The organism is Allobosea sp. TAF32, from assembly GCF_052113585.1.
In the GTDB taxonomy this organism is placed as follows: Bacteria; Pseudomonadota; Alphaproteobacteria; order Rhizobiales; family Beijerinckiaceae; genus Allobosea.
This window is the reverse complement of record NZ_JBFRDM010000004.1, coordinates 114,522-140,289: the sequence shown is the minus strand read 5'-3', so window position 1 is coordinate 140,289 and position 25,768 is coordinate 114,522. Positions and strand designations below refer to the sequence as shown.

At 67.0% G+C, this 25,768-nt stretch carries 22 protein-coding genes; 12 read left to right on the top strand and 10 right to left on the bottom strand.

The annotated features are described in order from the left end of the window. Window positions 1-52: 52 nt before the first annotated feature. On the top strand, window positions 53-322 hold the full coding sequence (locus AB4Z16_RS10615; RefSeq protein ID WP_441511311.1) for a hypothetical protein: 270 nt from the start codon (window positions 53-55) through the stop codon (window positions 320-322). A 27-nt stretch (window positions 323-349) separates the two neighbouring features. Here AB4Z16_RS10615 and dprA read toward each other — a convergent pair whose 3' ends face one another. Genes dprA through AB4Z16_RS10595 form a run of 4 tightly spaced genes read right to left on the bottom strand, consistent with a single transcriptional unit; the run spans window position 350 to window position 4,503 of the window. Continuing rightward, window positions 350-1,579 (bottom strand): DNA-processing protein DprA, encoded by a 1,230-nt coding sequence (dprA, locus tag AB4Z16_RS10610; protein ID WP_441511310.1) that lies wholly within the window; start codon window positions 1,577-1,579, stop codon window positions 350-352. A gap of 5 nt (window positions 1,580-1,584) precedes the next feature. Further along, window positions 1,585-2,208, bottom strand: a complete 624-nt coding sequence (gene plsY / locus AB4Z16_RS10605; protein ID WP_441511309.1) for a glycerol-3-phosphate 1-O-acyltransferase PlsY — start codon at window positions 2,206-2,208, stop codon at window positions 1,585-1,587. Window positions 2,209-2,239: 31 nt separating this feature from the next. Continuing rightward, the gene (gene pyrC / locus AB4Z16_RS10600; RefSeq protein ID WP_441511308.1) at window positions 2,240-3,541 is read right to left on the bottom strand and encodes a dihydroorotase; all 1,302 of its coding nucleotides are present in this window, start codon (window positions 3,539-3,541) and stop codon (window positions 2,240-2,242) included. Window positions 3,542-3,558: 17 nt separating this feature from the next. Next, entirely contained in the window at window positions 3,559-4,503 is a 945-nt protein-coding gene (locus tag AB4Z16_RS10595) for an aspartate carbamoyltransferase catalytic subunit (protein ID WP_441511307.1), read from the bottom strand. A 138-nt stretch (window positions 4,504-4,641) separates the two neighbouring features. Between AB4Z16_RS10595 and AB4Z16_RS10590 the strand changes: the two genes are divergently transcribed. Next, on the top strand, window positions 4,642-5,766 hold the full coding sequence (locus AB4Z16_RS10590; protein WP_441511306.1) for a serine hydrolase domain-containing protein: 1,125 nt from the start codon (window positions 4,642-4,644) through the stop codon (window positions 5,764-5,766). 256 nt (window positions 5,767-6,022) lie between these two features. Here AB4Z16_RS10590 and panB read toward each other — a convergent pair whose 3' ends face one another. After that, window positions 6,023-6,841, bottom strand: a complete 819-nt coding sequence (gene panB, locus AB4Z16_RS10585; RefSeq protein ID WP_441511305.1) for a 3-methyl-2-oxobutanoate hydroxymethyltransferase — start codon at window positions 6,839-6,841, stop codon at window positions 6,023-6,025. A 208-nt stretch (window positions 6,842-7,049) separates the two neighbouring features. Between panB and topA the strand changes: the two genes are divergently transcribed. After that, window positions 7,050-9,728, top strand: coding sequence for a type I DNA topoisomerase (gene topA, locus AB4Z16_RS10580; RefSeq protein WP_441511304.1), 2,679 nt, complete (start codon window positions 7,050-7,052; stop codon window positions 9,726-9,728). Between the two features lie 137 nt (window positions 9,729-9,865). Then, the gene (locus tag AB4Z16_RS10575) at window positions 9,866-10,336 is read left to right on the top strand and encodes an aminoacyl-tRNA deacylase (RefSeq protein ID WP_441511303.1); all 471 of its coding nucleotides are present in this window, start codon (window positions 9,866-9,868) and stop codon (window positions 10,334-10,336) included. A 213-nt stretch (window positions 10,337-10,549) separates the two neighbouring features. Here the strand turns inward: AB4Z16_RS10575 and AB4Z16_RS10570 are convergent, their stop codons facing one another. Further along, window positions 10,550-11,641, bottom strand: a complete 1,092-nt coding sequence (locus tag AB4Z16_RS10570; protein ID WP_441511302.1) for a DUF2778 domain-containing protein — start codon at window positions 11,639-11,641, stop codon at window positions 10,550-10,552. A 458-nt stretch (window positions 11,642-12,099) separates the two neighbouring features. On the opposite strand from AB4Z16_RS10570, the gene AB4Z16_RS10565 reads away from it, so the two are divergent. Beyond that, window positions 12,100-13,359: an MFS transporter gene (locus tag AB4Z16_RS10565; protein WP_441511301.1), complete on the top strand. Its 1,260-nt coding sequence runs from the start codon at window positions 12,100-12,102 to the stop codon at window positions 13,357-13,359. 101 nt (window positions 13,360-13,460) lie between these two features. On the opposite strand, the gene AB4Z16_RS10560 is transcribed toward AB4Z16_RS10565, so the two are convergent. Next, window positions 13,461-15,785, bottom strand: coding sequence for a bifunctional salicylyl-CoA 5-hydroxylase/oxidoreductase (locus AB4Z16_RS10560; RefSeq protein WP_441511300.1), 2,325 nt, complete (start codon window positions 15,783-15,785; stop codon window positions 13,461-13,463). A 236-nt stretch (window positions 15,786-16,021) separates the two neighbouring features. On the opposite strand from AB4Z16_RS10560, the gene AB4Z16_RS10555 reads away from it, so the two are divergent. The 7 genes from AB4Z16_RS10555 to AB4Z16_RS10525 all read left to right on the top strand — a co-directional run bounded on the left by AB4Z16_RS10555 (window position 16,022) and on the right by AB4Z16_RS10525 (window position 22,237). Further along, on the top strand, window positions 16,022-16,777 hold the full coding sequence (locus tag AB4Z16_RS10555) for an SDR family NAD(P)-dependent oxidoreductase (protein ID WP_441511299.1): 756 nt from the start codon (window positions 16,022-16,024) through the stop codon (window positions 16,775-16,777). A 1-nt stretch (window position 16,778) separates the two neighbouring features. Then, entirely contained in the window at window positions 16,779-17,327 is a 549-nt protein-coding gene (locus AB4Z16_RS10550) for a MarR family winged helix-turn-helix transcriptional regulator (RefSeq protein WP_441511298.1), read from the top strand. Next, window positions 17,327-18,160: an enoyl-CoA hydratase family protein gene (locus tag AB4Z16_RS10545; protein WP_441511297.1), complete on the top strand. Its 834-nt coding sequence runs from the start codon at window positions 17,327-17,329 to the stop codon at window positions 18,158-18,160. The genes AB4Z16_RS10550 and AB4Z16_RS10545 overlap by 1 nt, the downstream gene beginning before the upstream one ends. A 1-nt stretch (window position 18,161) precedes the next feature. Next, entirely contained in the window at window positions 18,162-19,406 is a 1,245-nt protein-coding gene (locus AB4Z16_RS10540; protein ID WP_441511296.1) for an acyl-CoA dehydrogenase family protein, read from the top strand. Next, window positions 19,372-21,012: a benzoate-CoA ligase family protein gene (locus AB4Z16_RS10535; protein ID WP_441511295.1), complete on the top strand. Its 1,641-nt coding sequence runs from the start codon at window positions 19,372-19,374 to the stop codon at window positions 21,010-21,012. The genes AB4Z16_RS10540 and AB4Z16_RS10535 overlap by 35 nt, the downstream gene beginning before the upstream one ends. 47 nt (window positions 21,013-21,059) lie before the next feature. Continuing rightward, entirely contained in the window at window positions 21,060-21,467 is a 408-nt protein-coding gene (locus AB4Z16_RS10530; protein ID WP_441511294.1) for a RidA family protein, read from the top strand. A 137-nt stretch (window positions 21,468-21,604) separates the two neighbouring features. Continuing rightward, window positions 21,605-22,237, top strand: a complete 633-nt coding sequence (locus tag AB4Z16_RS10525) for an EF-hand domain-containing protein (protein ID WP_441511293.1) — start codon at window positions 21,605-21,607, stop codon at window positions 22,235-22,237. Window positions 22,238-22,314: 77 nt separating this feature from the next. Here AB4Z16_RS10525 and AB4Z16_RS10520 read toward each other — a convergent pair whose 3' ends face one another. Genes AB4Z16_RS10520 through AB4Z16_RS10510 form a run of 3 tightly spaced genes read right to left on the bottom strand, consistent with a single transcriptional unit; the run spans window position 22,315 to window position 25,639 of the window. Further along, window positions 22,315-23,970 carry a sulfate adenylyltransferase subunit 1 gene (locus AB4Z16_RS10520; RefSeq protein WP_441511292.1) on the bottom strand — a complete coding sequence of 552 codons (1,656 nt, stop codon included), beginning with the start codon at window positions 23,968-23,970 and terminating at the stop codon, window positions 22,315-22,317. Next, complete coding sequence (gene cysD, locus AB4Z16_RS10515; protein ID WP_441511291.1) at window positions 23,970-24,872, bottom strand: sulfate adenylyltransferase subunit CysD; 903 nt, start codon at window positions 24,870-24,872, stop codon at window positions 23,970-23,972. The genes AB4Z16_RS10520 and cysD overlap by 1 nt, the downstream gene beginning before the upstream one ends. Beyond that, entirely contained in the window at window positions 24,869-25,639 is a 771-nt protein-coding gene (locus tag AB4Z16_RS10510; protein WP_441511532.1) for a phosphoadenylyl-sulfate reductase, read from the bottom strand. Before AB4Z16_RS10510 ends, cysD begins: the two co-directional genes overlap by 4 nt. Between the last annotated feature and the right edge of the window lie 129 nt (window positions 25,640-25,768).

The following is a 25,768-nucleotide window of genomic DNA, read 5'->3' as shown; positions in this document are numbered from 1 at the left end:
ATCCGAAGGAGACGCCTCCGGACGCGTTCCGCGCCTGCCAGACGAGGTATCCATGCGCATGAAGCCAAAAGCGCGTAAGCTGGTTCAGGCGCAGAAGCTGGTTCCGTCCGAACCCGACGGCGATGAGCGGGACGGCGACACTCCCGACCGGCCGATGACCGCGCTGGAGGCGGCGGCGTTCATCGAGAGCATGGCCGCCGAGTTGCGGACCATGGCGCGCGCAACGAAGCTGGAGATCCTGTCCTATTTCCTGGAGATGACCCGTATCGAGGCATCGGCCGAAGTCGAGCGCCAGGCCAAATCGAACGGCAAGGCCCAGTAGGCCTCGGCCTTCCGAGCAAGGAGAAGATCAGAAGCGCGCCCGCGACAAAGCTCCACCGGGGTGACGGCGCACTTGCCCTTCGAGTTCCAGCTCGGCCAAAATCCGGCTGATCTCGCGCGCGGCATGACCGCTCGCACGGACAAGGTCATCGGGCGCGATCGGCGTCGGTCCGAGCAGGTCCAGCACGAGGCGACCAAGGCCCGGCGGCAAGACGGCCCCCCCGACCTCCTCGGTCGATGGCGGAGGATCGAAATCCCCCTGATGTCGCACGAAGCCCGGTGCCGGTGCCACCTCCGGCAGATCGAGCTCGTCCCACATCGCCTCGCTCGCCGGCTCGCCGGGCGCCTCCCGCAGCGCCGAGTGATCGAGCCAGGAGGCCGGGTCCTGCCGACGCAACGGCGCGAGCGCCTCGATGACATGCGCAGCCTCGGCGCAAAGCATCGCACCCTCCCGGATCAGGTGATTGCCGCCTTCGGCGCGAGGGTCGAGCGGCGAGCCGGGCACGGCGAAGACCAGCCGCCCCTGCTCGTTGGCGAAGCGCGCCGTGATCAGCGAACCGGAGCGGCGCGCCGCCTCGACCACCACGGTGCCCAGCGAAAGGCCGGAGACGAGTCGATTGCGCCGAGGAAAGTCGCGGGCCCTGGCGACCCAGCCGAGCGGCATCTCGCTGATGACGGCGCCCCGCTCGGCGATGCGCTCCGCCAGGGAGATGTTCTGCGGCGGATAGATCTCGTCGAGCCCGCCGGCGAGCACCGCGACGGTCCCGGTTTCGAGGCTTGCCTGATGGGCGGCCGTATCGATGCCGCGCGCCAGCCCGGAGACGACGGCGAATTCGGCCTCACCGAGCTCGCGCGCCAGCCGGCCGGTGAATTTCATCCCCGCCGCGGAGGCATTGCGGGAACCGACCAGAGCAACCGCCGGCTTCTGGAGAATCTGCACCTGTCCGAGCACCGCGATCAGCGGCGGCGCCGAATCGATCGCCTGCAGCGGCACCGGGTACTCCGCTTCGCCGAGCGCGATCAGGCGTCCGCCGAGACGCCGCAAGCCTTCCAGCTCGCGTTCCGCTTCCGCAGGCTGGCAGATGCGGATCGGACGGCCAGCTCGTCGGGCGAGCTCCGGCAGGGCCTCAAGCGCAGCACCAACTCCGCCGAAGCGGTTCATCAGGGAACGGAAGGTCCGCGGGCCGACGCTCTCGCTGCGGATCAGCCTCAACCAATCGAGACGCTGGCGATCGGAGAGGACGATGCCAGCCGCCATATCGCTCAGCCCTTCTGGCCGATCTTGCCTTCGCTCCCGGAGAGCAGCCGGGCGATATTGGTTCGGTGCATGATCCAGAGCAGCACCGTCAGGATAGCCATGACGATGGCAGCCTGGTGCATGCCCGCCCAGAACCAGAGCAGCAGCGGCGTCAGCAGGCTGGCCACCAGCGCCGAAAGCGAAGAGTAGCGCGAGAGATAGGCGACGCTCAGCCAGATCGCGGCGAAAACAAGCGCGATCGAAGCCTTCACGCCGATCAGCACGCCGAGATAGGTCGCGACGCCCTTGCCGCCCTTGAAGCCGACCCAGACCGGAAAGAGATGGCCGAGGAAGGCGCCGATGCCCGCGGCCAGCGCCGCCTCCGGCCCGCCGAGCAGGCGCGAGCCGACGATGACCGCCACCGTGCCCTTCAGCATGTCGCCTACGAGGGTGGCGGCCGCGAGCTTCTTGTTGCCGGTGCGCAGGACGTTGGTCGCGCCGATATTGCCGGAGCCGATGCTGCGCAGATCGGGCCCACCCGCGAGCTTCGTCAGGATGATGCCGAAGGGGATGGAGCCGAAGAGATAGCCGACGACGAGCGCGATCAGCGTTGCCGAGCCGGAGAGGCTCCAGTTCAGAACATCGGTCATGCCGCCCTATTCCCCACAGTCCGCGCGCAGCCTAGCCCGGCTCGACCTCATACACCACCCGCCCGGCAACGATCGTCGCCGCGACGATGCCTTCCAGCCGCGCCTCATCGAAGGGCGAGTTCTTGGCGCGCGATTTGAGCTTACGCTTGTCGACGACGAAGGGCGCTTCCGGATCGAACAGGACGAGGTCTGCCGGCGCGCCGGGAGCAAGACGCCCCGAGGGCAGGCCGAGCAAGGCCGCCGGCCGCGCCGACAGCGCGGCGAGAAGCTGGGGCAAACCGATCTGGCCAGCCTGCACAAGGCGTTGCGCGGCCGACAGCAAGGTCTCGATGCCGAGGGCGCCGTCCGCAGCCTCGGCGAAGGGCTGGCGCTTCGTCTCGACATCCTGCGGATCATGGTCGGAGACCACGACGTCGATCACTCCGTCGGCGAGCGCTGCGACCAAGGCGAGGCGGTCGTCCTCGTGACGCAGCGGCGGCGAGACCTTGCAGAAGGTCCGGTAGTCGCCGACGTCGTTCTCGTTGAGGGTGAGGTTGTTGATCGAGACGCCGCAGGTGATGCGGGCACCGTCCTGCTTGGCGCGGCGAACGAGTTCAGCCGATTCGGCGCAGGAGATCATCGCGGCGTGATAGCGGGCGCCGGTGGCGCGGGCGAGGCGGATGTCACGTTCCAGCATCACCGTCTCGGCCTCGAGCGGGATGCCGGGCAGGCCCTTGCGGCTGGCGAACTCGCCCTCGTTCATCACGCCCGAGCCCCGTAGTTCAGGGTCCTCGACATGGTTCATGATCAGCGCGTCGAAATTGCGGGCGTAGATCATGGCGCGGCGCATCACCTGCGGGTTGCGCAAGGCCCAGGCGCCGTCGCCGAACGCGACCGCTCCTGCCTCCAGAAGCAGGCCGAATTCGGTGATCTCCCTGCCTTCCAGCCCCTTGGTCAGGGCGGCGCAGGGCAGCACGTTGACGATCGCCTTGTCGCGTGCGCGGCGCTTCAGAAAATCGATGATCGCGGGATCGTCGATCGGCGGGTCGGTGTCCGGCCGGCAGACGATGGTGGTGACGCCACCGGCGGCGGCCGCCTGCGAACCGGAACCCAGCGTCTCACGGAATTCGGCGCCTGGCTCACCGAGAAAGGCGCGCAGGTCGATCAGGCCCGGCGTCAGCACCTGCCCGCCGGCGTCGATGCGGCGCACGTCGTCGCCCGTCGCAGGAGCCGCTCCCCATTCGACCGAGGCGATATCGCCCCCCCGCAACAAGACGGAGCCCTTGCCCTCGCGCCCGGACACCGGGTCGACGAGGCGTGCGTTGACGATCGCGATATCCTGCGTTTCAGCCATGTTCGGTCCCGCCACGCTCAGATATTCGGCAGATGCTGGGCGAGCGCATCGAGCACCGCCATGCGGACTGCGACACCCATCTCGACCTGCTCGCGGATCAGCGACTGCGCGCCATCAGCCACTTCCGAGGAGATCTCGACGCCGCGGTTCATCGGGCCGGGATGCATCACCAGCGCATCGGGCTGGGCGCGCTCGAGCTTCTCGCGGTCGAGGCCGTAATAGCGGAAATATTCCTTGGAGGACGGCACGAAGGCGCCGTGCATCCGTTCGAGCTGAAGGCGCAGCATCATTACGATATCAGCGCCTTCGAGGCCCTTGTTCATGTCGGTATAGAGCTCGACGCCCATGCGCTCGATGCCCGGCGGCATCAGCGTCGAAGGTGCGACGAGGCGAACTTTCGCGCCGAGGGCATTCAGCAGAATAATGTTGGAGCGGGCGACGCGCGAATGCAGGATGTCGCCGCAGATCGCCACGGTCAACCCCTGGATGCGGCCCTTGTTGCGGCGGATCGTCAGCGCGTCGAGCAGTGCCTGCGTCGGGTGCTCATGCGCGCCGTCGCCGGCATTGACGACCGAGCAGTCGACCTTGCGGGCGAGCAGGTTGACCGCACCGGCCGCGTGATGGCGGACGACGATGATGTCCGGCCGCATGGCGTTCAGCGTCGCGGCGGTGTCGATGAGCGTCTCGCCCTTCTTCACCGAGGACGAAGCGACCGACATATTCATCACATCGGCGCCGAGCCGCTTTCCCGCGAGCTCGAAGGAGGCCTGCGTCCGCGTCGAGGGCTCGAAGAACAGGTTGATCTGGGTGCGGCCGCGCAAGGTAGCCGCCTTCTTCTCGACCTGCCGCGAGAGGGCGACATAGGCCTCGGCCCGGTCCAATAGCCCTTCGATGTCGAGATGGGACAACCCCTCGATGCCGAGCAGGTGACGATGCGGATAGAGCGGGGCTGGCGATGTCATTTGAAGCAGGCTGTTTAGGCGCGACTCGCCCACGGCGCAAGCCGCTCGCGGGCGTGATGGCGCCATGTCCTGTGGGCCGTGGAGCTTTCGGCAAAACGGCGCTACCTCTCGCCCCCCACGCCTGAGAGGACGCAAGCCGTGCCCAGCCCGACCGACATCTTCGTGCCCGCTCCCCACAGCGCCGGCTGGGAAACCATCGCACCGGCCGAGGCCGGCTTCGATGCCGGGCGGCTTTCAGCCACGATCGCTTTCGCACAGGAGAACGAAAGCCCCTGGCCGCGCAGCCTCTACTATCCGGACGGCAGCTATGTCGGAAACGTCGAGTGGAACGAGAGAGGTCCGTGGACCGAGATCGTCGGCCCGGTGCGCGAGCGCGGCGGCCCGGCCGGTCTCATCCTGAAAGGCGGCCGCATCGTTGCCGAATGGGGCGACACCGCCCGCACCGACATGACCTTCTCGATCGCCAAGAGCTATCTGTCGGTACTCGCCGGCATCGCCTTCGACGACGGGCTGATTGGAGATGTCGAGGAGCCAGTCTGCAAAAGTGTCGACGATCCGATCTTCGCCGGCCCGCATAACGGCAAGATCACCTGGCGGCACCTGCTGCAGCAGTCGAGCGAATGGCAGGGCGAGCTTTTCGGCAAGTCCGATCAGGTCGACCACAACCGCCAGATCGGCCCCGGCGCAGACAACAGCCGCAAGGGCCAGCGCCGCGAGCTCAACGCGCCCGGCAGCTTCTACGAATATAACGATGTGCGGGTGAACGTGCTCGGCTACGCCCTGCTCCAGCGCTTCCGCCGGCCGCTGCCGCAGGTGCTGCGCGAGCGGATCATGGACCCGATCGGCGCCTCGCAGGACTGGCAATGGCAGGGCTACAGCAGCTCCTTCGTCGAGATCGACGGGCGCGAGGTTCAATCCGTACCCGGCGGCGGCCATTGGGGCGGCGGCCTGTTCATCGGCGCACGCGACCACGCCCGCTTCGGCCTGCTGATCGGCCGTAAGGGCGAGTGGAACGGCCGGCAGCTCGTTTCGCGCGAGTGGATCGCGCGCTCGCTCTCACCCTCCCCGACTCTCGCGAACTACGGCTATCTCTGGTGGCTGGCGGCGCGGCCAGGTCTGCCCCCGTCGTCCTTCTCCGCGCTCGGCGCCGGGAGCAACGTGATCTGGGTCGAGCCGGAGCGCGACATCGTCGCCGTGCTGCGCTGGATCGCGGGAGCGGCGACCGAGGGCTTCATCGACCGGCTACTGGCGGCGCAGGCCTAACGACGGCGGCTTCAGACCGGAACCACCTCCGTCATTCCGGGGCAAGCCGAAGGCTTGGGCCCGGAAGCCTTAAATACGACCTTGCTCCAGCTCGTCATGCTCGCCCTTGTGGCGAGCATCCACGCCTTGAACACCGCATGGTATCGATGAAGACGTGGATGGTCGGGACAAGCCCGACCATGACGGCAAGTGTCGTGTTCGTGGGTTCCGGGCTCTTCGCTGCGCGAAGCCCCTGAATGACGGCGTGATTTCGAACTTAGTCCTTCACCGCATAGACATGCTCGGGCCCTGGGAAGCTCCGGACTCGAACCTCTGCCGCATAATCCGCCACGGCCTTGTCGACGCCCTCCGCGAGATTGCCGAAGAGCTTGACAAATTTGGGCACGCGGCCGGTCAGGCCGAGCATGTCGTCGAGCACGAGCACCTGGCCATCGCAAGCGGCCGAGGCGCCGATGCCGATGGTCGGGATCGCGATCCTGGCCGTGATATCGGCCGCGAGCGGCTCAGCAATCGCTTCCAAGACGACGGCAAAGGCACCGGCTTCGGCCACCGATGCGGCATCGGCAGTGATCGCGGGCCATTCCTCGCGGCTGCGCCCCTGCGCCTTGAAGCCGCCGAGCACGTTCACCGCCTGCGGCGTCAACCCGACATGCGCCATCACCGGAATGCCCCTATCCACCAGGAAGCGAATGGTCGGGGCCATGCGCTGCCCGCCCTCGAGCTTGACGGCGCCGCAGCCGGTCTCCTGCATGATGCGGGCGGCGTTGCGGAAGGCCTGCTCCGGGCTCTCCTCATAGCTGCCGAAGGGCATATCGATGACGACGAGCGCGCGCCGGGAACCGCGCATCACCGCCTGCCCGTGCAGGATCATCATCTCCAGCGTGACCGGCACGGTGCTGTCGAGGCCGTGCACGACCATGCCGAGCGAATCCCCGACCAACAGGAAATCGCAATGACGATCGGCCAACGCCGCCATCGGCGCCGTATAGGCGGTCAGGGACACGATCGGCTCCGCTCCCTTGCGGCTGCGGATGTCCAACGCCGTCTGGCGTCTGATCTGTGCTTGCGAAGACACGCTCGCCTCCCCACTTCGTAGCCCAAGCCGGAGAATGGCCCTAAACCGTCCCGTGCGACACTCAAAGCTCAATCGCCGTTTGACACGGCCCGCCCGCTGAACCACTTTCGCGCACAATTCCGAACCGCAGCGGTCTTGCGGGTCGCGAGACCGTCCGTTACGGCCGGTTCCGCGCTCTGAACAGGGCTGTTATCGAGACAAACAGATCATGAAGCTCCTCGTCGTCGAGTCGCCGGCCAAGGCCAAGACGATCAACAAATATCTGGGCTCCGACTACGAGGTCATCGCCTCGTTCGGGCATATCCGCGACCTGCCGGCCAAGGACGGCTCGGTCGAGCCCGACAACGACTTCTCCATGAAATGGGAGATCGAGGGCCGCGGCGCCAAGCAGGTCGCCGAGATCGCGCGCGCCGTGAAGGGCGCCGAGAAGCTGATCCTCGCCACCGACCCTGATCGCGAGGGCGAGGCGATTTCCTGGCACGTGCTGGAAGCGCTGAACCAGAAGAAGGTGCTGAAGGGCATCCCGGTCGAGCGCGTCACCTTCAACGCCGTCACCAAGGACGCCGTGCAGAAGGCATTGGCGAATCCGCGCGCCATCGACCAGGCGCTGGTCGACGCCTATCTGGCCCGCCGCGCGCTCGACTATCTCGTCGGCTTCACGCTGTCGCCGGTGCTGTGGCGCAAGCTGCCCGGCGCCCGCTCGGCCGGCCGTGTCCAGTCGGTGGCGCTGCGCCTCGTCTGCGACCGCGAACGCGAGATCGAGGCCTTCCGGGCCCGCGAATACTGGTCGCTGGTGGCGACGCTCGCGACGGAATCCGGCCAGACCTTCGAGGCTCGGCTCGTTGGCGCCGACGGCAAGAAGATCGCCCGGCTCGACATCGGCAATGCCGAGGAGGCCAAGGCCTTCAAGGAGGCGCTGGAAACCGCGCTCTTCACCGTCAGCGAGGTCGAGGCCAAGCCGGTCAAGCGCCATCCGCAGCCGCCCTTCCAGACTTCGACGCTGCAGCAGGAGGCCTCGCGCAAGCTCGGCCTCGCCCCGGCGCGGACCATGCAGCTCGCGCAGCGGCTCTATGAAGGCGTCGATATCGGCGGCGAGACGGTCGGCCTCATCACCTATATGCGAACCGACGGCGTCGATATGGACGGCTCGGCCATCGCCGCCGCCCGCAGCGTCATCGGCAAGGAATTCGGTGACCGCTATGTGCCGAGCGTGCCGCGCAAGTACACGGTCAAGGCCAAGAACGCGCAGGAGGCCCACGAGGCCATCCGCCCGACCGATCTCGCCCGGCTGCCGGCCATGGTCGCGCGCCAGCTCGAACCCGAGCAGGCGAAGCTCTACGAGCTGATCTGGAAGCGCACCATCGCCAGCCAGATGGAATCGGCCGAGATGGAGCGCACGACGGTCGACATCGCGGCCAAGGTCGGCGCCCGCAACCTCGACCTGCGCGCCACCGGACAGGTCGTGCTCTTCGACGGCTTCCTGACGCTCTATCAGGAAAGTCGCGACGACGACGAGGACGAGGATTCGAAGAAGCTGCCGGCGATGAAGGCAGGCGACAAGCTGGAGAAGCGCGCCATCGCCGCGGACCAGCACTTCACCGAGCCGCCGCCCCGCTTCTCGGAAGCGAGTCTCGTCAAGCGCATGGAAGAGCTCGGCATCGGCCGGCCCTCGACCTATGCCGCGACCCTCTCGACCTTGCGCGACCGCGAATATGTCCGCATCGAGAAGAAGCGCCTCGTGCCCGAGGACAAGGGCATGCTGGTCACGGCCTTCCTTGAGAGCTTCTTCAAGCGCTATGTCGAGTTCGACTTCACGGCGAACCTCGAGGAAAACCTCGACCGCGTCTCCAACGCCGAGATCGACTGGAAGGCGCTGCTGCGCCAGTTCTGGGAAGAGTTCACCGCCTCCATCGGCGAGACCAAGGATCTGCGTGTCGGCGACGTGCTGGAAGCGCTGAACGGCATTCTCGGCGATTATATCTTCCCGGCCAAGGCTGATGGCACCGATCCGCGCATCTGCCCGAATTGCGGCAACGGCCAGCTCTCGCTGAAGCTCGGCAAGTTCGGCGCTTTCGTCGGCTGCTCGAACTACCCCGAATGCCGGTACACCCGTCCGCTCTCCGTCCCGGCCGCCGAGGGCGAAGCCTCGGCCGAGGGCGGCCAGGGCACGCCCGGCGTGCGCGTGCTGGGCACCGACCCTGTCACCAATCTCGAAGTGACGCTGCGCGATGGCCGCTTCGGCCCCTATATCCAGCTCGGCGAGGGCGAAAAGCCGAAGCGCTCCAGCCTGCCGAAGGGCATGAGCCCGGCCACCGTGACGCTGGAGAAGGCGCTCGCCCTGCTCTCCCTGCCGCGCGAGGTGGCGAAGCACCCCGAATCGGGCGAGCCGATTCTCGTCGGCATCGGCCGCTACGGGCCCTATGTCCAGCACGGCAAGACCTACGCCAATATCGACAAGGACGACGACGTGCTGGAACTCGGCGCCAATCGCGCCATCGACCTGATCGTCGCCAAGGAGAGCGGCGGCGGCAGGCGCGGCGGCGCGGCGGCGACACCCGGCCGCGCGTTGGGCGACCATCCTGCGGGCGGCGGGCTCGAGGTGAAGGCCGGCAAGTACGGCCCCTATGTCGCCTGGGGCAAGATCTTCGCGACCTTGCCCAAGACGATGGCGCCGGAGAGCATCACGCTCGAACAAGCGATCGAGCTCGTCAACGCCAAGGCCGAGACGAAGGGCGGAGCAAAGGTCAAGGCCAAGGCCGCGAGCGCCGCAAAAGCCAAGGCCCCCGCGAAGAAGCCGGCTGCAAAAAAACCAGCTGCCAAGAAGGCGACGGGCGAGAAGGCGGAGAAGGCGCCGGCCAAGAGCAAGGCCAAGGCGGCGAGCGGCTGATCTCGGCCCCTCGCGACCTCCCGGGCAGGGCCTGGCTCGACGCCCCCCGCTCGGCCCTGCTCCGCCGTTGACTTCGTTAGCGATGGGAGGAGGATACCCGCTCTGATGCGTCACCACGCAAGAGAGGGGCGCCGATCATGACCATCGCCAAAAAGCTCCAGAGCTATATCGACGGCAAAGGCATCGCCTACGACACCGTCGCCCATAATCGCACTGCCACCAGCAGCCAGGCTGCGCAGGCGGCCCATATTCCGGGCAGCAAGCTGGCCAAATCGGTCGTCGTCCATCACGAGACCGGCTATGTGCTCGCCGTCGTGCCGAGCACGCACCGGATCGAGCTTTCGCGCTTGCAGGATATGATGGAAAAACGGCTCGGCCTCGCCTCCGAGGATGAGATCGGCTCGCTCTTCTTCGATTGCGATATCGGCGCCGTTCCGCCGGTCGGATCGGCCTATGACGTGCCTGTGATTCTCGACAAGAGCCTCGGCGACGCCAAGGAGGTCTATTTCGAAGGTGGCGACCACCGGACGCTGGTGCATGTCAGCGGTGCCGACTTCCTCAACCTGATGAAGGATGCGCGGGTCGCGAGCTTCAGCCACCCGTCCTAGAGCATTGCGCGAAAAGATGGGCACCGGTTTTCGCAGGAGCGATGCTCTAAACCATTGGAAGCGATCGCGCTCTTCGCATTCTGACGGTGCCGTCAGAATGCGAAGCGATCTGGCCGGGTCATCGGCGGCACGGCGTGAGACCAGCGCCTCCGGCATTCGGTGTGGTGAAAACTCAAGATCTGGGCCGGCCGTGGACGCGCCGAGCCGGCATTTTCAGAGGCTCGCCACCACCACGATGCGCCTCACCTCGCCGCGCAGGAAAGCCTGCAGGAAGCGCTCGTAATCCTTGAAGGAAATGCAGCCGTTCGAGTCGCCGCGCGGCCCGAGCAGATAGGTGTGGGCGAGCAGCCCGGCGCGGCCATGGATGGCGCCGCTGCCGCCGACTGGGTTCAGGCGGATGGCGCGCACGCCGTGGAAAAGCGCCTCGCGCTCGGTCAGCGTATAGGTATGCGGCGGGGTCACGCCCTTCATCCGGACATGGGCATAGCGCGCATCGTCCATCATCTCGCCCAGGCCGGAATGGGCCTCGAGCCGCTCGCCATTGGGCATGTAGACCATCTTGGCGTTGATATCGTAGATCGCGGTGCCGGCCTCGGCGGTACGCGGCGGCGTGCCGGTGGAAGGGCTCAGCCGGGCGACGCGGCCACGATCGATGACATCGTCCTGCGGCGCGGCATAGGCGAGCGCCGTGCCTGCCGGCTGCTTCTGCACACCGAAGAGCTTTTCGAAGAAGCTGCGGTTATCTTCCGGCGTCGGCGCGGCAGCCGCCGTGCGGTTGCGGCGTGACGGGGTCGGCTGCGCGACGCGCGGCTGGAGCTGCTGCGGCTGCTGGGGATCGGCCTTCGGAAGCAGATCGAGCGGCCGCGGCACCGGCATCGGCATCGCCTTCTCGGCCAGCGTGACCGGCGGCTGCGGCCGCAAGGGCAAGGCGGGCTCGGTGGCAGGAGCGGCTGCGGCAATCGAGGATGCCGGCGGAACCGGGCCAGCGGGCTGGAAGGCGGACCGGGCCGGAGCGCCCGGTGCGAAGGACGCGGCCTTGCCACCGGACAATGCCGGATCGAGCAGGCCGCCATAGGCCGGGACCGGCTGCGGCGCGGCGCGGCCCGCGGACGCCTTGCGGCCGGCGGCTGGTGAGGTGTCGGCAGTGTCGGGCGCCGGTGCGCCCTGCCCCAGCATCCAGAAGCCGGACATCGCGCCACAGCTCAGCGCGGCGGCGAGGAAGAACCCTTTCAGCAAAGGCCTGCGGCGTCGGCGGGAGCGCACATAGGGTGCACCGCCTTCCCGCACATAGGTCGCATAGGTCATCCGCCGCACTCTCGATACGCTTACGCCACGCCCGGCGGCGGACACGGCTTCGCCGTTCGCGCCCCAGCCGAGAGAGGCGCGATACACGTCGCGTAGTGACCGAGAATGCCGGGAGAACCCAAACTTCGTTCTGCTTCGATTAGGCGCTGTGTTGGTTAATCGCCGGTGAACCGCATCGATAATTTTTGCGGATGAGGAAGCTGCGGATTACGGCAAGCAGCAGCACCGCAAGACGATGCAAAGGCGGCGCGATCAAGGCCTGCCGATGGAGAAACGGAGACGGAGATTTTTCTCTGCCCGCCGCGATTGGCCCATCTTTTTCGGGCAAGGCTGGCATGTCAGCCCATTTCTCCCCACCCGGCGCTCGAATCGGATATGTCGCAAGCATCGCAACCGCAGGGCTTGTCGCCTCGAGAATCTCAGGCCTTCATGGCGGCTGCGCAGGGGGCGGGACCAACGTGACCAAAGCAGCCACCGAGCCGAGGACGAGCTCTGTCGCAGCGCTGGGGGCCATCGTTAGCGGCGCGCTCATCCTTCAGATCGCCGCCACGATCGTGAACACCGTCGTGCCGCTGAAGATGGCGCTGGAGCAGAAGGCGCCGCTGCTGATCGGCCTCGTCGGCTCGGCCTATTCCGTCGGCTTCCTGGCCGGCTGCTTCGTGATCCCCGCCTTCATCCGCCGCGTGGGGCATATCCGCGCCTTCGCCGTCTTCGCGGCCTTGCAGGCGGTCCTGACGTTGAGCTTCTCGGCGACGCCGCTCGACATCTGGGGCATCTCGCGGCTGGGCATGGGCTTCGCCGGCGCCGGCCACGCCATCTGCATCGAGAGCTGGATCAGCGGGCAGGCCAAAGCAGGCCAGCGCGGCCGCATCTTCGGCTTCTACCAGATCCTCAACCGCCTCGCCCTGATCGGCTCGCAGATCGGTGTCGGCTACGTCTCGCTGCAATCGAACAACATCTTCCTGCTCGCCAGCGCCGCCTTCTCGATCGCGCTGATCCCCGTCGGCATGACCAAGGCCAAGGGACCGGAATCGGGCGAGGTCGTCTCGGTTCGCCTCAACACGATCTGGCAATATGCGCCGGCCTCGGTCATCGGCTGCCTGTATGTCGGCCTGATGGGTGGCGCGCTCACCAATGTGGCGCCGGCCTACGGCATCCTGATCGGGCTCGACCAGGCCTGGGCGATCTTGCTCACCGCCGGCATCCAGATCGGCGCGCTCGTGCTGCAATGGCCGCTCGGGCTGCTGGCGGACCGCGTCGAGAGCCGCATCATCATGCTGAGCGCCACGCTTTCGGTGGTGATCTGCTCGCTGGCGCTGGGCGCGGTGTTCTGGTTCGCCCTGCCCCATGCCCGGTTCTGGCTCTTCGGCCTGTTCGCGCTGATTGGCGCCGGCTCGATGCCGATCTACACGGTGGCCGTCGCTCATGCCTATTTCCGGCTCGGGCGCGAACGGGCGCTCGGCCTCTCGGCGCAGCTCCTGTTCCTCTGGGCGACGGGCTCGGCCATCGGCCCGCTGGTCTCGACGGCTTTCATGCAGGCCATCGGACCGAACGGGCTGCTGGCCTATCTCGGGCTGCTCTCGGCGGCGGCCGCCGCCTATCTCGCCTTCCGCCTGCGGCGCAATCCACCTTCGGCCAATCCCTTCGGGGAGCGCCCAGCGACGGCGCCGACCATTCCCGACGTCTCGCCCTCCGGCCGCTCGCAGGGCGGCAAGTAGGACGGCGTTCCAGAGCCTCGGTGAAACGCGGGTCATCCCGGCCGCAGCGAAGCGGAGAGCCGGGATGGCTCGGCATTTTCTGGGGAGAGGCGGAGCGAACGCTACGCCTGGACAGCGTGGCGGCTCGGCTTGGCCTTCAGCTTGAGTTCCTGCAGCTCCTCGCGCTCGCGCGGGGTGTTGCGCATCAGTTGGTCCTTGCCGGGCTGGTACTGCACCGGCTGGGCGACATCGACGCCGTACCAGGCGGCCGCGCGCAGCACGAATGACGGATCGGCGAGGTGTGGGCGCCCAAGCGCGACGAGATCGGCGCGGCCGGCAGCGATGATGGTGTTGACCTGATCGGCCGTGGTGATGTTGCCGACGCACATGGTCGCAACCTCGGCCTCGTTGCGGATGCGGTCGGAGAACGGCGTCTGGAACATGCGGCCGTAGATGGGGCGCGATTCCCTGGCGGTCTGGCCGGTCGAGACGTCGACGAGATCGCAGCCCTCGGCGGCGAAAGCCTCGGCGATCGCGACGGAATCTGCGGCCGAGAGACCGCCTTCCGCCCAGTCGGTCGCCGAGATTCGCACAGACATCGGCTTCTCGCGCGGCCAAGCTTCGCGCAGCGCCCGGAAGACTTCCAGCGGATAACGCAAACGGTTCTCGACCGATCCGCCATATTCGTCCGTGCGCTTGTTGGTCAGCGGCGAAAGAAAGCTCGCCAGCAGATAGCCATGGGCACAGTGCAGTTCCAGCATGTCGAAGCCGATACGCTCGCCGCGCTCGGCAGCGGAAACGAATTCGGCGGTCACCCTGTCCATGTCGACGCGCGTCATCTCGCGCGGCACCTGGCTCTCCGGGTAGTAGGGCAAGGCTGAGGCTGAGACGATCGGCCAGGCGCCCTCAGGCAGCGGGCGGTCCATGCCCTCCCACATCAGCTTGGTCGCGCCTTTCCGCCCGGCATGGCCGAGCTGGAGGCAGATTTTCGCCGCCGAATGGCCGTGAACGAAATCGACGATCCGCTTCCAGGCAGCTTCCTGGGCGTCATTCCAGAGGCCGGTGCAGCCGGGGGTGATGCGGGCATCCGGCGCGACGCAGGTCATCTCGGTGAAGATCAGCCCCGGGCCGCCGATGGCGCGCGAGCCGTAATGCATCAGGTGCCAATCGGTCGGCAGGCCCTCCTCGGCGGAATACTGGCACATCGGCGAGACGGTCATGCGGTTCTCGACCTGCATCTCGCGCAGCTTGAAGGGCTGGAAGGCCGGCGGCACCGGCGAGCCGTCCTTGCGCCGCTTCGCCAGCGGCCCGAGCCCATCGGCGACGAGCGCGTCGACGGCCGCGACCATCTCCGGCGCGCGCAGCGCCAGATTGTCATAGGTAATCGCCTTTGAACGGGTCATCAGGCCGAAAGCGAAGCGCAGCGGCTCGAAATCCCAGAACCGCTTCAACTCCTCGAACCAGGCCAGCGAGACATCGGCAGCGTGCTGGGTCTTCTCGACTTCCTCGCGGCGCTGCGTCTCGAACAGCTTCAGGCCGCCGGCGACATCGAGCTTCGCCTGCCCCATCGCCTTGTGCAGCGCGATGGCGTCTTCCATCGCCAGCTTGGTGCCGGAGCCGATCGAGAAATGCGCCGTTGCCTTGGCGTCGCCGATCAACACGACGTTCTCGACCACCCAGTTGCGACAGCGGATCATCGGGAAATTGCGCCAGAGCGAGCGGTTGGCGATGAGCTTGTGGCCCTGAAGCTCCTCGGCGAAGACACCTTCGAGGAAGGCGGCCGACTGCGCCTCATCCATGGCATCGAGCCCGGCCTTCTCGAAGGTCTCGGGGTCGGTCTCGAGCACCCAGGTCGAGCGCCCCGCCTCGTACTGGTAGCAATGGGCGATGAAGAGGCCGTGCTCGGTTTCCTTGAAGAAGAAGGTGAAGGCGTCGAAGGGGCGGGTCGAGCCCATCCAGGCGAATTTGTTGGGGCGCAGATCGGTTTCCGGCCGAAAGCGCTCGCGCCAGTTCTCGCGCAGGCGGCTGTTGACGCCGTCGGCGGCGACGACGAGGTCGTAATCGCGCCTCAACGCTTCGACATCGGCGATCTCGCTGGCGAAATGCAGGTTGACGCCGAGCTCGCGCGCCCGCGCCTGCACCAGCATCAGCAGAGAGCGGCGCGAGCAGCCGCAGAAGCCGTTGCCGGGCACGCGGTAGCTGTCGCCCTTGAAGTGGATCTCGATGTCGTCCCAATAGGCGAAGTTGTCGCGGATCGCGGCATAGCTCTTCACATCCGCCGTCTTGAAGGTGTCGAGCGTCTGGTCGGAGAAGACCACACCGAAGCCGAAGGTGTCGTCCGCCTGGTTGCGCTCGAAGACGTCGACCGCGATCTCCGGCCAATCCCGCTTCATCAGCAGCGCGAAATAGAGCCCCGCCGGCCCTCCGCCCACAACCGCGATACGCATCGACGCCTCCATCGGGGAACCGGCCGATCCGGTCTGGAAAATATTTTAAGCCTAAAATGATTTTGAACTCAAGGGGCTTCCACCCCCACCGCATCGAAAGCCGGCCATCACGGCCGCCTTTGTGATAAACGTTTGCAGCAGCGCGCAAAATCGATGTCGTGAAGGTAAGCCCCGCCGAGAGGGCTTGCAAATTCGTTGAGACTTAAAATATATTTGTTGCTGGAGGTCGAACGCTCATGGCTCTGCAAGGACGGCACGCGCTGGTGACGGGAGGCGGACGGGGCATCGGCCGCGCCATCGCTGCCGCACTGACGCAAGCGGGAGCGCAGGTCAGCATTCTCGGCCGTGACGAGGCCGCGCTGCGGGACGCTGTCACAGCCGGGGCCGCCGCCGATTTCGCCGCCTGCGACGTGCGCGACGAGGCTTCGGTCTCGGCCGCGCTCGACCGTCTTTCCAGCACACATGCCTTCGATATCGCGATCGCCAATGCCGGGGCGGTCGAGACCGGCCCGTTCATGCGCAGCGACAGCGAGCGCTTCCGCCGCATGGTCGAGATCAACCTGATCGGCACGGTCAACCTGTTCCATGCGGTCCTGCCCGGCATGCTGGAGCGCCATAGCGGCCGGCTGATCGCCATCGCCTCCACGGCAGGGCATCGCGGCTACGCCTATGTCAGCGCCTATGCCGCCGCAAAGCATGCGGTGATCGGCCTCACCAGATCGCTGGCCCTGGAAACCGCCCGCTCCGGCGTCACCGTCAATGCCGTCTGCCCTGCTTACGCCGATACCGACATGGTCGCGAGCGGGCTCGACACCATCGCGGCCAAGACCGGCAAAAGCCGCGAGCAGGCGCTGGCCGAAATGGTCAAGGACAATCCGCAGGGCCGCCTGATCGCGCCTGAAGAGGTCGCGGCCGCCGTACTCTATCTTTGCGGGCCGGGCAGCGATGCCGTCACCGGCCAGTCGCTCCTGATCAATGGCGGGGAGTTCTGAGATGGAGACGCCCTCCTCCGCACTCATGCTCGACCGCGAGACCAAGGCGAGCGAACGCCCCGGCGACCACAAGGACGAGCTGCGCCTGTGGCTGCGGATGCTGACCTGCTCGACCCTGATCGAGACGGAAATCCGCAACCGGCTGCGCGAGGAGTTCAAGACGACGCTGCCGCGCTTTGACCTGATGGCCCAGTTGGACAAGAGCGTGGTGGGGATGACCGTCGGCGAAGTCTCGCAGCGACTGATGGTCTCGAACGGCAACGTTACCGCCGTCGTCGCCGGCCTCGTCACGGACGGGCTCGTCGACAAGCGCGCGGCGCCGCAGGACCGGCGGGTGCAGATCCTCACCTTGACGGCGCAAGGGCGCAAGGCCTTCCGCGCCATGGCCGAGCGGCACGAAAGCTGGATCGCCGAGCTTTTCGCGGGGCTCGACCAGCCCGAGATCGGGCAGCTCTTCCGGCTGCTCGGAGAGACCAAGACCTCACTGCATCGCGCCATCGCCAGACGGGCGAAGGACGCAGCCGACGAGCCCGCGAAGGGAGACGCCTGATGACGATCGCCAACGCCACCACGCTGCCGCTGGCGGGCTTCACGCCCGAGCATTTCGCGTTTTCCGTCGCCGGCAAAGTCGCGACGGTGACGCTGAACCGGCCTGAGAAAAAGAATCCACTGACCTTCGCAAGCTACCGCGAACTCACGGATTTCTTCCTCGCCGCGCAGAAGGATGAAGGCGTCAAGGCGATCGTCGTGACCGGCGCCGGCGGCAATTTCTCCTCGGGCGGCGACGTCTTCGAGATCATCGGCCCGCTGGTCGCAATGGAGACCAAGGACCTGCTGAAGTTCACCCGGATGACGGGCGAGCTGGTCAAGGCAATGCGGGCCTGCCCGCAGCCGATCGTCGCGGCGATCGATGGCGTCTGCGCCGGGGCCGGCGCGATCGTGGCCATGGCTTCGGATCTCCGGCTCGGCACGGCCGGCAGCAAGATCGCCTTCCTGTTCAACCGCGTCGGCCTTGCCGGCTGCGACATGGGGGCCTGCGCGATGCTGCCGCGCATCATCGGCCAAGGCCGCGCCGCCGAGCTGCTCTACACCGGGCGAGTGCTCAAGGGGGAGGAAGCCGAGCGCTGGGGCTTCCTCAACCGGCTCTGCGCGCCGGACGCCGTGCTGGCCGATGCGCAAGAGCTCGCTACCGAGCTGGCTGATGGCCCGACCTTCGCCAACGCCATGACCAAGCGCATGCTCGAAATGGAATGGGCGATGTCGGTCGAGAGCGCGATCGAGGCCGAGGCCGTGGCGCAGGCTTTGTGCATGCAGACCGAGGATTTCGCCCGCGCCTATCACGCCTTCGCCGCGAAACAGAAGCCGGTGTTCGAGGGCAACTGACATGAGCGGCGCTCCTCGTCTCGGCCTCGACATCCTCGGCGACACGCTGGACTGGCCGTTCTTCGAGGAGCGTCACCGGACCTTCGCCGCCGAGCTTTCCGGGTGGGCCGATTCCTATCTCGCCGATCTGCCGCATGACGATGTCGACGAAGCCTGCCGGGCGCGCGTCGCGGCCTTGGGTGCGGCGGGCTTTCTGAAAGCCGTGGTGCCGGCCGCCTATGGTGGGCTTTCCGACAAGCTCGATGTCCGCACGCTCTGCCTTGCCCGCGAGATCCTGGCTGCTCATGACGGGCTCGCCGATTTCGCCTTCGCCATGCAGGGGCTCGGCACGGGCTCGATAAGCATCGCAGGCTCCGAGGCGATGAAGCAGCGCATCCTGCCGGATGTCGCGGCCGGCAAGCGCATCGCCGCCTTTGCTCTCTCCGAGAAGGAGGCCGGCTCGGATGTCGCCGCTATGGCGACGACCGCGGCGTCGGACGGCAATACCCATGTCCGCATCGACGGCGAGAAGAGCTGGATCTCCAACGGCGGCATCGCCGACCATTACGTCGTCTTCGCCCGCACGGGCGAGGCGCCCGGAGCGCGCGGGCTTTCCGCCTTCCTGGTCGAGGCCGACACGCCCGGCCTCACCATCGCGGAACGCATCGAGGTGATCGCGCCGCATCCGCTGGCGACGCTCCGCTTCGAGGGCTGCCGCGTGCCGCTCGAGAACCGCATCGGCGGGCCCGGCGACGGCTTCAAGGTCGCGATGGCGACGCTCGACATCTTCCGCTCGACGGTCGGTGCCGCCGCGCTCGGCTTCGCAAGACGCGCGCTGCACGAGACGCTGGCCCATGCCAATGGCCGCAAGCTCTTCGGCGGCACGCTCGGCGACCTCCAGCTCTCGCAGGCGGCGATCGCCGAGAGCGCAGCCGAGGTCGATGCCGCCGCCCTTCTCGTCTATCGCGCCGCCTGGACCAAAGACCAGGGCGCGGCCCGCGTCACCCGCGAAGCGGCGCTGGCGAAACTCGTCGCGACCGAGAACGCCCAGAGCGTGATCGACCGGGCCGTCCAGATCCATGGCGGACTCGGCGTCACCAAGGGCGTCAAGGTGGAGGAACTCTACAGGGAGATCAGGGCGCTGCGCATCTACGAGGGTGCCAGCGAGGTCCAGAAGGTCGTGATCGCGCGCGACCTCTTGAAAGCACATGCCGAAAAGGCAGGGGAACGAGATGACAGCAACCGGATTCGCGAGATCGGGGCATAAGGACAGCTTCGCGCGGGACAATCTGCCGCCGCGCGAAAGCTGGCCCGATCTGACACTGGAAGAGGCAGGGCTGAGCTACCCGGAGCGGCTGAACTGCGTCACCGAATTGCTCGACAAGCACATCGCGGAAGGCCGCGGTGGCCGCACAGCCGTGGTGGCGGCTGATCTGCACTGGAGCTATGCGGACCTCGCCGCGACGGTGAACCGCATCGCCAATGTGCTGACCCGCGATCTCGGCATGGTCAGCGGCAACCGCGTGCTGCTGCGCGCCGGCAATACGCCGATGATGGTCGCCGCCTATCTCGCCGTGATCAAAGCCGGGGGCGTCGCCGTCGCGACCATGCCGATGCTGCGGGCCGGCGAGCTCGCGTATCCCCTGCGCAAGGCGAAGATTGCGCTGGCGCTCTGCGACCACCGCCTCCCAGCCGAACTGGAAGCCGCGAAAGCGCAGGCGCCGGAGCTTGCCCGCATCGTCGCCTTCGGCTCGTCCGACAGCGAGCTCGAAGTCCTCATGGCGCGACCGGGCTACGAAAATTTCGAGGCCGCCGACACCGCCCGCGACGATGTCTGCCTGATCGCCTTCACCTCCGGCACGACCGGCGAGCCGAAAGGCACGATGCATTTCCACCAGGACATGCTGGCGATCTGTGATGCCTATGGCGCGCGGGTGCTGAAGGCCTCTCCCGACGATCGCTTCACCGGCTCGCCGCCGCTCGCCTTCACCTTCGGGCTCGGCGGGCTTGTGCTCTTCCCGATGCGGATCGGCGCCGCGATGGTCCTGCCCGAGAAAGCTGGCCCGGCCGACCTGATCGACGCCATCGAGCGCTACAAGGTCAGTGTCGTCTTCACGGCCCCAACCGCCTATCGCGCCATCCTCGACAAGCTCGAGGGGCGCGATATTTCCTCGCTGCGCATCTGCGTCTCGGCCGGCGAGGCGCTCCCGAAGGCAACCTTCGACGCGTGGCAGGCGCGCACGGGGCTCGCGCTGCTCGACGGCATCGGGGCAACCGAGATGCTGCACATCTTCATCGGCGCCCCGCGCGACAAGATCCGGCCGGGCTCGACCGGCATTCCGGTGCCCGGCTACGAGGCGAAGATCGTCGACGCGGAAGGCCGCGAGGTGCCGGACGGGACACCGGGACGCCTCGCAGTACGCGGACCGACGGGCTGCCGCTATCTCGCCGACCCGAGGCAGGCGGTCTATGTGCTGAACGGCTGGAACATCACCGGCGACACCTATCTGCGCGATGCGGACGGCTATTTCTGGTACCAGGCCCGCTCCGACGACATGATCATCTCCGCCGGCTACAACATCGCCGGGCCGGAGGTGGAAGCCTGCCTGCTGACGCATGAGGCGGTGGCCGAATGCGGCGTGGTCGGCGCGCCCTGCCCCGAGCGCGGCCAGATCGTGAAGGCCTATGTGGTGCTGCGCGAGGGCGTCAAAGGCGACGAGGCCCTGGTCAAGACCTTGCAGGAGCATGTGAAGGCCAGTATCGCGCCCTACAAATATCCGCGCGCCATCGAATTCGTCGACGCCCTGCCGAAGACGGCGACCGGCAAGCTGCAACGCTTCGCCCTGCGCCAGATCGCGCGCGGCGAGACCTGACCCCTTCTCAAACCAGAGCCGAACGGCCGAAATCGAGGCGACAACCCATGTCCGAACTTCCGCAATCCCGCGCCATCCTGCCGGAAGGCTGGCCGCAGCCGCGCGGCTATGCCAACGGCATGGTCGCTGAGGGCCGCGTGCTGGTGACCGGCGGCCTCGTCGGTTGGAACCCGGAGGGCGTCTTCGCGCAAGGCTTCGTCGGTCAGCTCCGCCAGACCTTCCTCAATATCAAGGCGGTGGTCGAGGCCGGCGGCGCGCGCGTCGAGGACATCGTGCGCCTCACCTGGTACGTCACCGATGTCGCGACCTATCGCAGCAGCCTCAAGGAGATAGGGCCGGTCTATCGCGAAGTTTTCGGCCGGCACTTTCCGGCGATGGCGGTGGTCGCGGTGACGGCGCTGGTGGAGCCGGAGGCGCTGCTGGAGATCGAGGCGACGGCGGTCGTCGCACGCTGAGCCCGGCAGCGCGAGCAGCCGCATTCAATGGCTCGTGAAAATACCGGCACGCGGCACCGTTTATTAGGTGTTCACCAAGATTCCGGGCGGAGACTGCCGGGGCGTCGCAGGTCGCGACGTTCTTCCGGAGTATCTCCATGTCCAGTGTCAGCGGTGTGGGCGGTGGTTTCCGACCACACCATAAACCTCCCAGCTTCGACCAGATCGACAGCAACAGCGACGGCGGCATCAGCCTCGACGAATTCGAGAGCGCCGCTCCAAAGGGCGCCGACAGCGCCAAGAGCGAAGAGCTCTTCAAGAAGATCGACGCGGACGGCGACGGCTCGATCAGCAAAGCCGAGTCGGATGCGTTCAAGGAGAAGGCCAAGAAGGCCGACAGCCTGCTGCAGTCCTTTCTGTTCTCCCTCCAGGCCGACGGGTCTCAGAACGCCCAGGCAGCCTCGACCAGCGACGGCGTTTCGGCGTTCGGTCAGATCGACAGCGACGCCAATGGTGGGATCAGCAAGGACGAGTTCAGCGCGGCCTTCAAGGACGGTCGCCTGAACAGCGACCAATTGAACAAGCTCTTCAGCTCGCTCGACCAGAACGGCGACGGCTCGGTCTCGCAGGATGAGGTGAAGACCTTCCAGTCCTCGCTGCAACAGTCCGGCGAGAGGCATCGTCACCGGCCGCCGCCCGAAGCCTTCCAGAACGCTTCGCAGGCCTATGGCAGCTCCTCGCAGCTCTCGTCGCAGGCGACCACCGAAACGAACTACGCCAAGGCAGCGTGAGTTCTGCCAATCGGGTGCCGCGTCGTGGCAACCGCAACACTTTCGACGCCGACGGCAGAAGCCGCTGGCGCCGCTGCTCAGATCCCCGCCCCGTCCTGTAGGGTCCCGGCCGGCGCCTTCCGCCAGAGCCGCATATGCAGCGCGCGCAGCCCAGGCCGCAGCAGGATGTCGCCTAAGGCGAGCGCCAGCGAGGCCGGCGCATTCATCGTCAAGGCAAAAGCCGCCGCGAACAACCCGGCCGTGCTCAGGACCCGCCAGCTCACCGCGGCCAGCCAGGCCCGGCGATCCGGCGTGCCGCGCCGGCCGACGATGCGGATGAGATTGCGCCGGAGCCGGGCCACCACGCCGCCTTCGCCGATCGCGCCCGGTTGCTTGGCGTCTCCGTCCGCCTCGACGAAGCCGAATGCGACGGTCTCGTTGCTGATCCGGTCGATCAGGATGAAGCCACCGAGTTCATGGCTCCGCACATAGGGCAGCGAGACCAGCGGCCTGTCGAGCCGGAGCGTGACCAGGCCGATGCCGTTCATGCGCAGGGCTTGTGCCGGCAGCGGCCGGAAGCCTTCGATATCGATGCTGTGGTGCAAGGTCTCGACCGTGGCGCTGGCACTTTGCGTCGCCAGCTTCAGCAGAAACTGGCCGCCCTCCAGCATCGCGCGCTCGCCCGTCCAGAGCAGCCGCGCCGTGAGCCCCCGGCTCACCGGCAGCTCGGTGTCCGCAGCGGCGATGACGTCGCCGCGCGAAACGTCGATGTCGTCTTCGAGGGTGATGGTCGCGGCCTGCCCGGCTGCGATCTGGCTCGCCTCGCCCGCAGCGCCGATCAGCCGCGCAATGCGACTGGTGCGTCCTGAGGGCAGCGCCACGACCGGATCGCCGACACGGGCGCGGCCCGCCACCGGCGTGCCGGCATAGCCGCGGAAATCGAGATCCGGGCGGTTGACCCACTGCACCGGCAGGACGAAGCCTTCGCTGCCGGGCGCCGCGCGCGTGATCGCAACGCTTTCGAGATAGGGCAACAGCGCCGGTCCGTCATACCAGGCCATGAGCGAGGAAGGCCGCATGACGTTCTCGCCGTCGCGGGCCGAGACCGGGATGAAGCTGATCGAGGCGAAGCCGAGGCTCTTCACCGCCGCACGGTAGTCGGCCGCGATCTTTGCGAAGACGGCCTCGTCATAGCCGACGAGGTCCATCTTGTTGATCGCGACCACGACATGGCGAACGCCGACCAGCGAAACGATGAAGGAGTGGCGGCGCGTTTGCGGCAGCAGGCCCTTGCGCGCGTCGACCAGGATGATGGCGAGGTCGGCGGTGGAGGCGCCCGTCGCCATGTTGCGGGTATATTGCTCGTGGCCGGGCGTGTCGGCGACGATGAAGCTGCGCGTCTCCGTCGCGAAATAGCGGTAGGCGACATCGATGGTGATGCCCTGCTCGCGCTCGGCCGAGAGACCATCGACGAGCAAGGCGAAATCAGGCTGCGTGCCTTGCGTGCCGAATTTGCGGGAATCGCTGTCGAGCGCGTCGAGCTGGTCGTCGAAGACCGCGCCCGCCTCGTAGAGCATGCGGCCGATCAGCGTCGACTTGCCGTCATCGACCGAGCCGCAAGTGATGAAGCGCAGCAGCGAATGCCGGCCGGTTTCGGAAGCGGCGGGCGCATCGTTGGCAGGGAGAAGGTTCTGGGCCGGCCTCAGTGCCTTCAGGTTCTTCTTGGCCAGATTCCTGGCGATGGCGAAGCCCATCAGAAATAGCCTTCCTGCTTCTTCTGCTCCATCGAACCCGAGCCGTCATGATCGATGACGCGGCCCTGCCGCTCGGAAGAACGAGAGGAGCGCATCTCGGCGATGATGTCGGTAAGGCTCGCCGCCTCGCTTTCGACCGCGCCGGTCAGCGGGTAGCAGCCGAGCGTGCGGAAGCGGACCATGCGGGTCTCGACCACCTCGCCGGGCCGCAGCGCCATGCGCTCGTCGTCGCGCATGATCCAGGCGCCGTCGCGCTGCACGACCGGGCGCGGCGCCGCGAAATAAAGCGGCACGACCGGGATGTTTTCCAGCGCGACGTAGTCCCAGATGTCCCGCTCGGTCCAGTTGGAGAGCGGGAAGACGCGGAAGCTCTCGCCCCGGTGCTTGCGTGTGTTGAAGAGCTGCCAGGGCTCGGGGCGCTGGTTTTTCGGATCCCAGCGATGCTCGGGGCTGCGCAGGGAGAAGACGCGTTCCTTGGCGCGGCTCTTCTCCTCGTCGCGGCGGGCGCCGCCGAAGGCCGCGTCGAATTTGTGCAGGTCGAGCGCCTGCTTCAACCCTTGCGTCTTCATGACGTCGGTATGAACGCGCGAACCGGAGGCGAAGGGGTTGACGCCGGCCTCGACGCCTTCCCGGTTGATATGAACGATGAGATCGAGCCCGAGCCGTGCCGCCGTCTCGTTGCGGAAGGCGATCATGTCGCGGAACTTCCAGGTCGTATCGACATGGAGCAGCGGGAAAGGCGGCTTGGCCGGGTAGAACGCCTTCATCGCCAGATGCAGCAGAACGGCGGAGTCCTTGCCGATCGAATAGAGCAGCACCGGCTTGTCGCAGGTCGCCGCGACCTCGCGGATGATGAAGATGGCCTCCGCCTCGAGCTTCTGGAGATGGCTGAGCTGAATCATGCGCGCGGCTCCACTGGCCGAATTTCTTGCGAAGGAGACTTAGCGCGCCCCAGCTTTCCGTCCGTTCCAACATGCAGGCCGCATTCCTTTGCGGCATCGTCCTCCCACCACCAGCGCCCGGCCCGCTCAGCCTCGCCGGGGCGGATGGCACGGGTGCAGGGCTGGCAGCCGATCGAGACGAAGCCCTGCGCATGCAGCTGGTTGATCGGGACATCGTTGGCTTCGGCAAAAGCAAGCGTGCGCTCGCGCGTCCAGTCGATCAGCGGACTCGCCTTGACGAGGCCGCGCGCCGCATCGGCCTCCGCGAACGGAACCGCGCCGCGCGCCGCCGACTGGTCGGCGCGCAGACCGGTCAGCCAGATATCGGCCCCGGCGAGCGCCCGGCCGAGCGGCTCGACCTTGCGGATGTCGCAGCAGGATTTGCGGGCGTCGCGCGAAGCGTAGAAACCGTTGATGCCGTTCTGGCGGACATAGAGCTCGACCGCCTCGTGGCGCGGAAAATAGGGGCGGATCAGGATGCCGTAGCGCTCCTCGGTCTGCTGCCAGAGCGCATAGACCGCGGGGAACAGCCGGCCGGTATCGAGCGTGGCGAAGATCACCGGCAGCTTCGCCATGGCGAGGAAATGAGTCAGCACCTGATCTTCGAGGCCGAAGGAGGTGGTGAAGACCACAGGCCCCTTTGCCGCCGCAGCAACCCTGGCGAGGCGAGCCGAAATGTCGACGGAACCGAGCGCCGCATTCAACACTGCGGCACGGTGCGGCAACATTTCGACCGCCCCCTCATCCGCTGCCGCTTCGATTGCTGTCGCCTCGTCCTGGCCAGGGCTTTTAGCCATCGCTCTGCCGCGCCACCTGTTCGGTAAATCGAACAGACGACTTATACCCGCAGGTCCCAA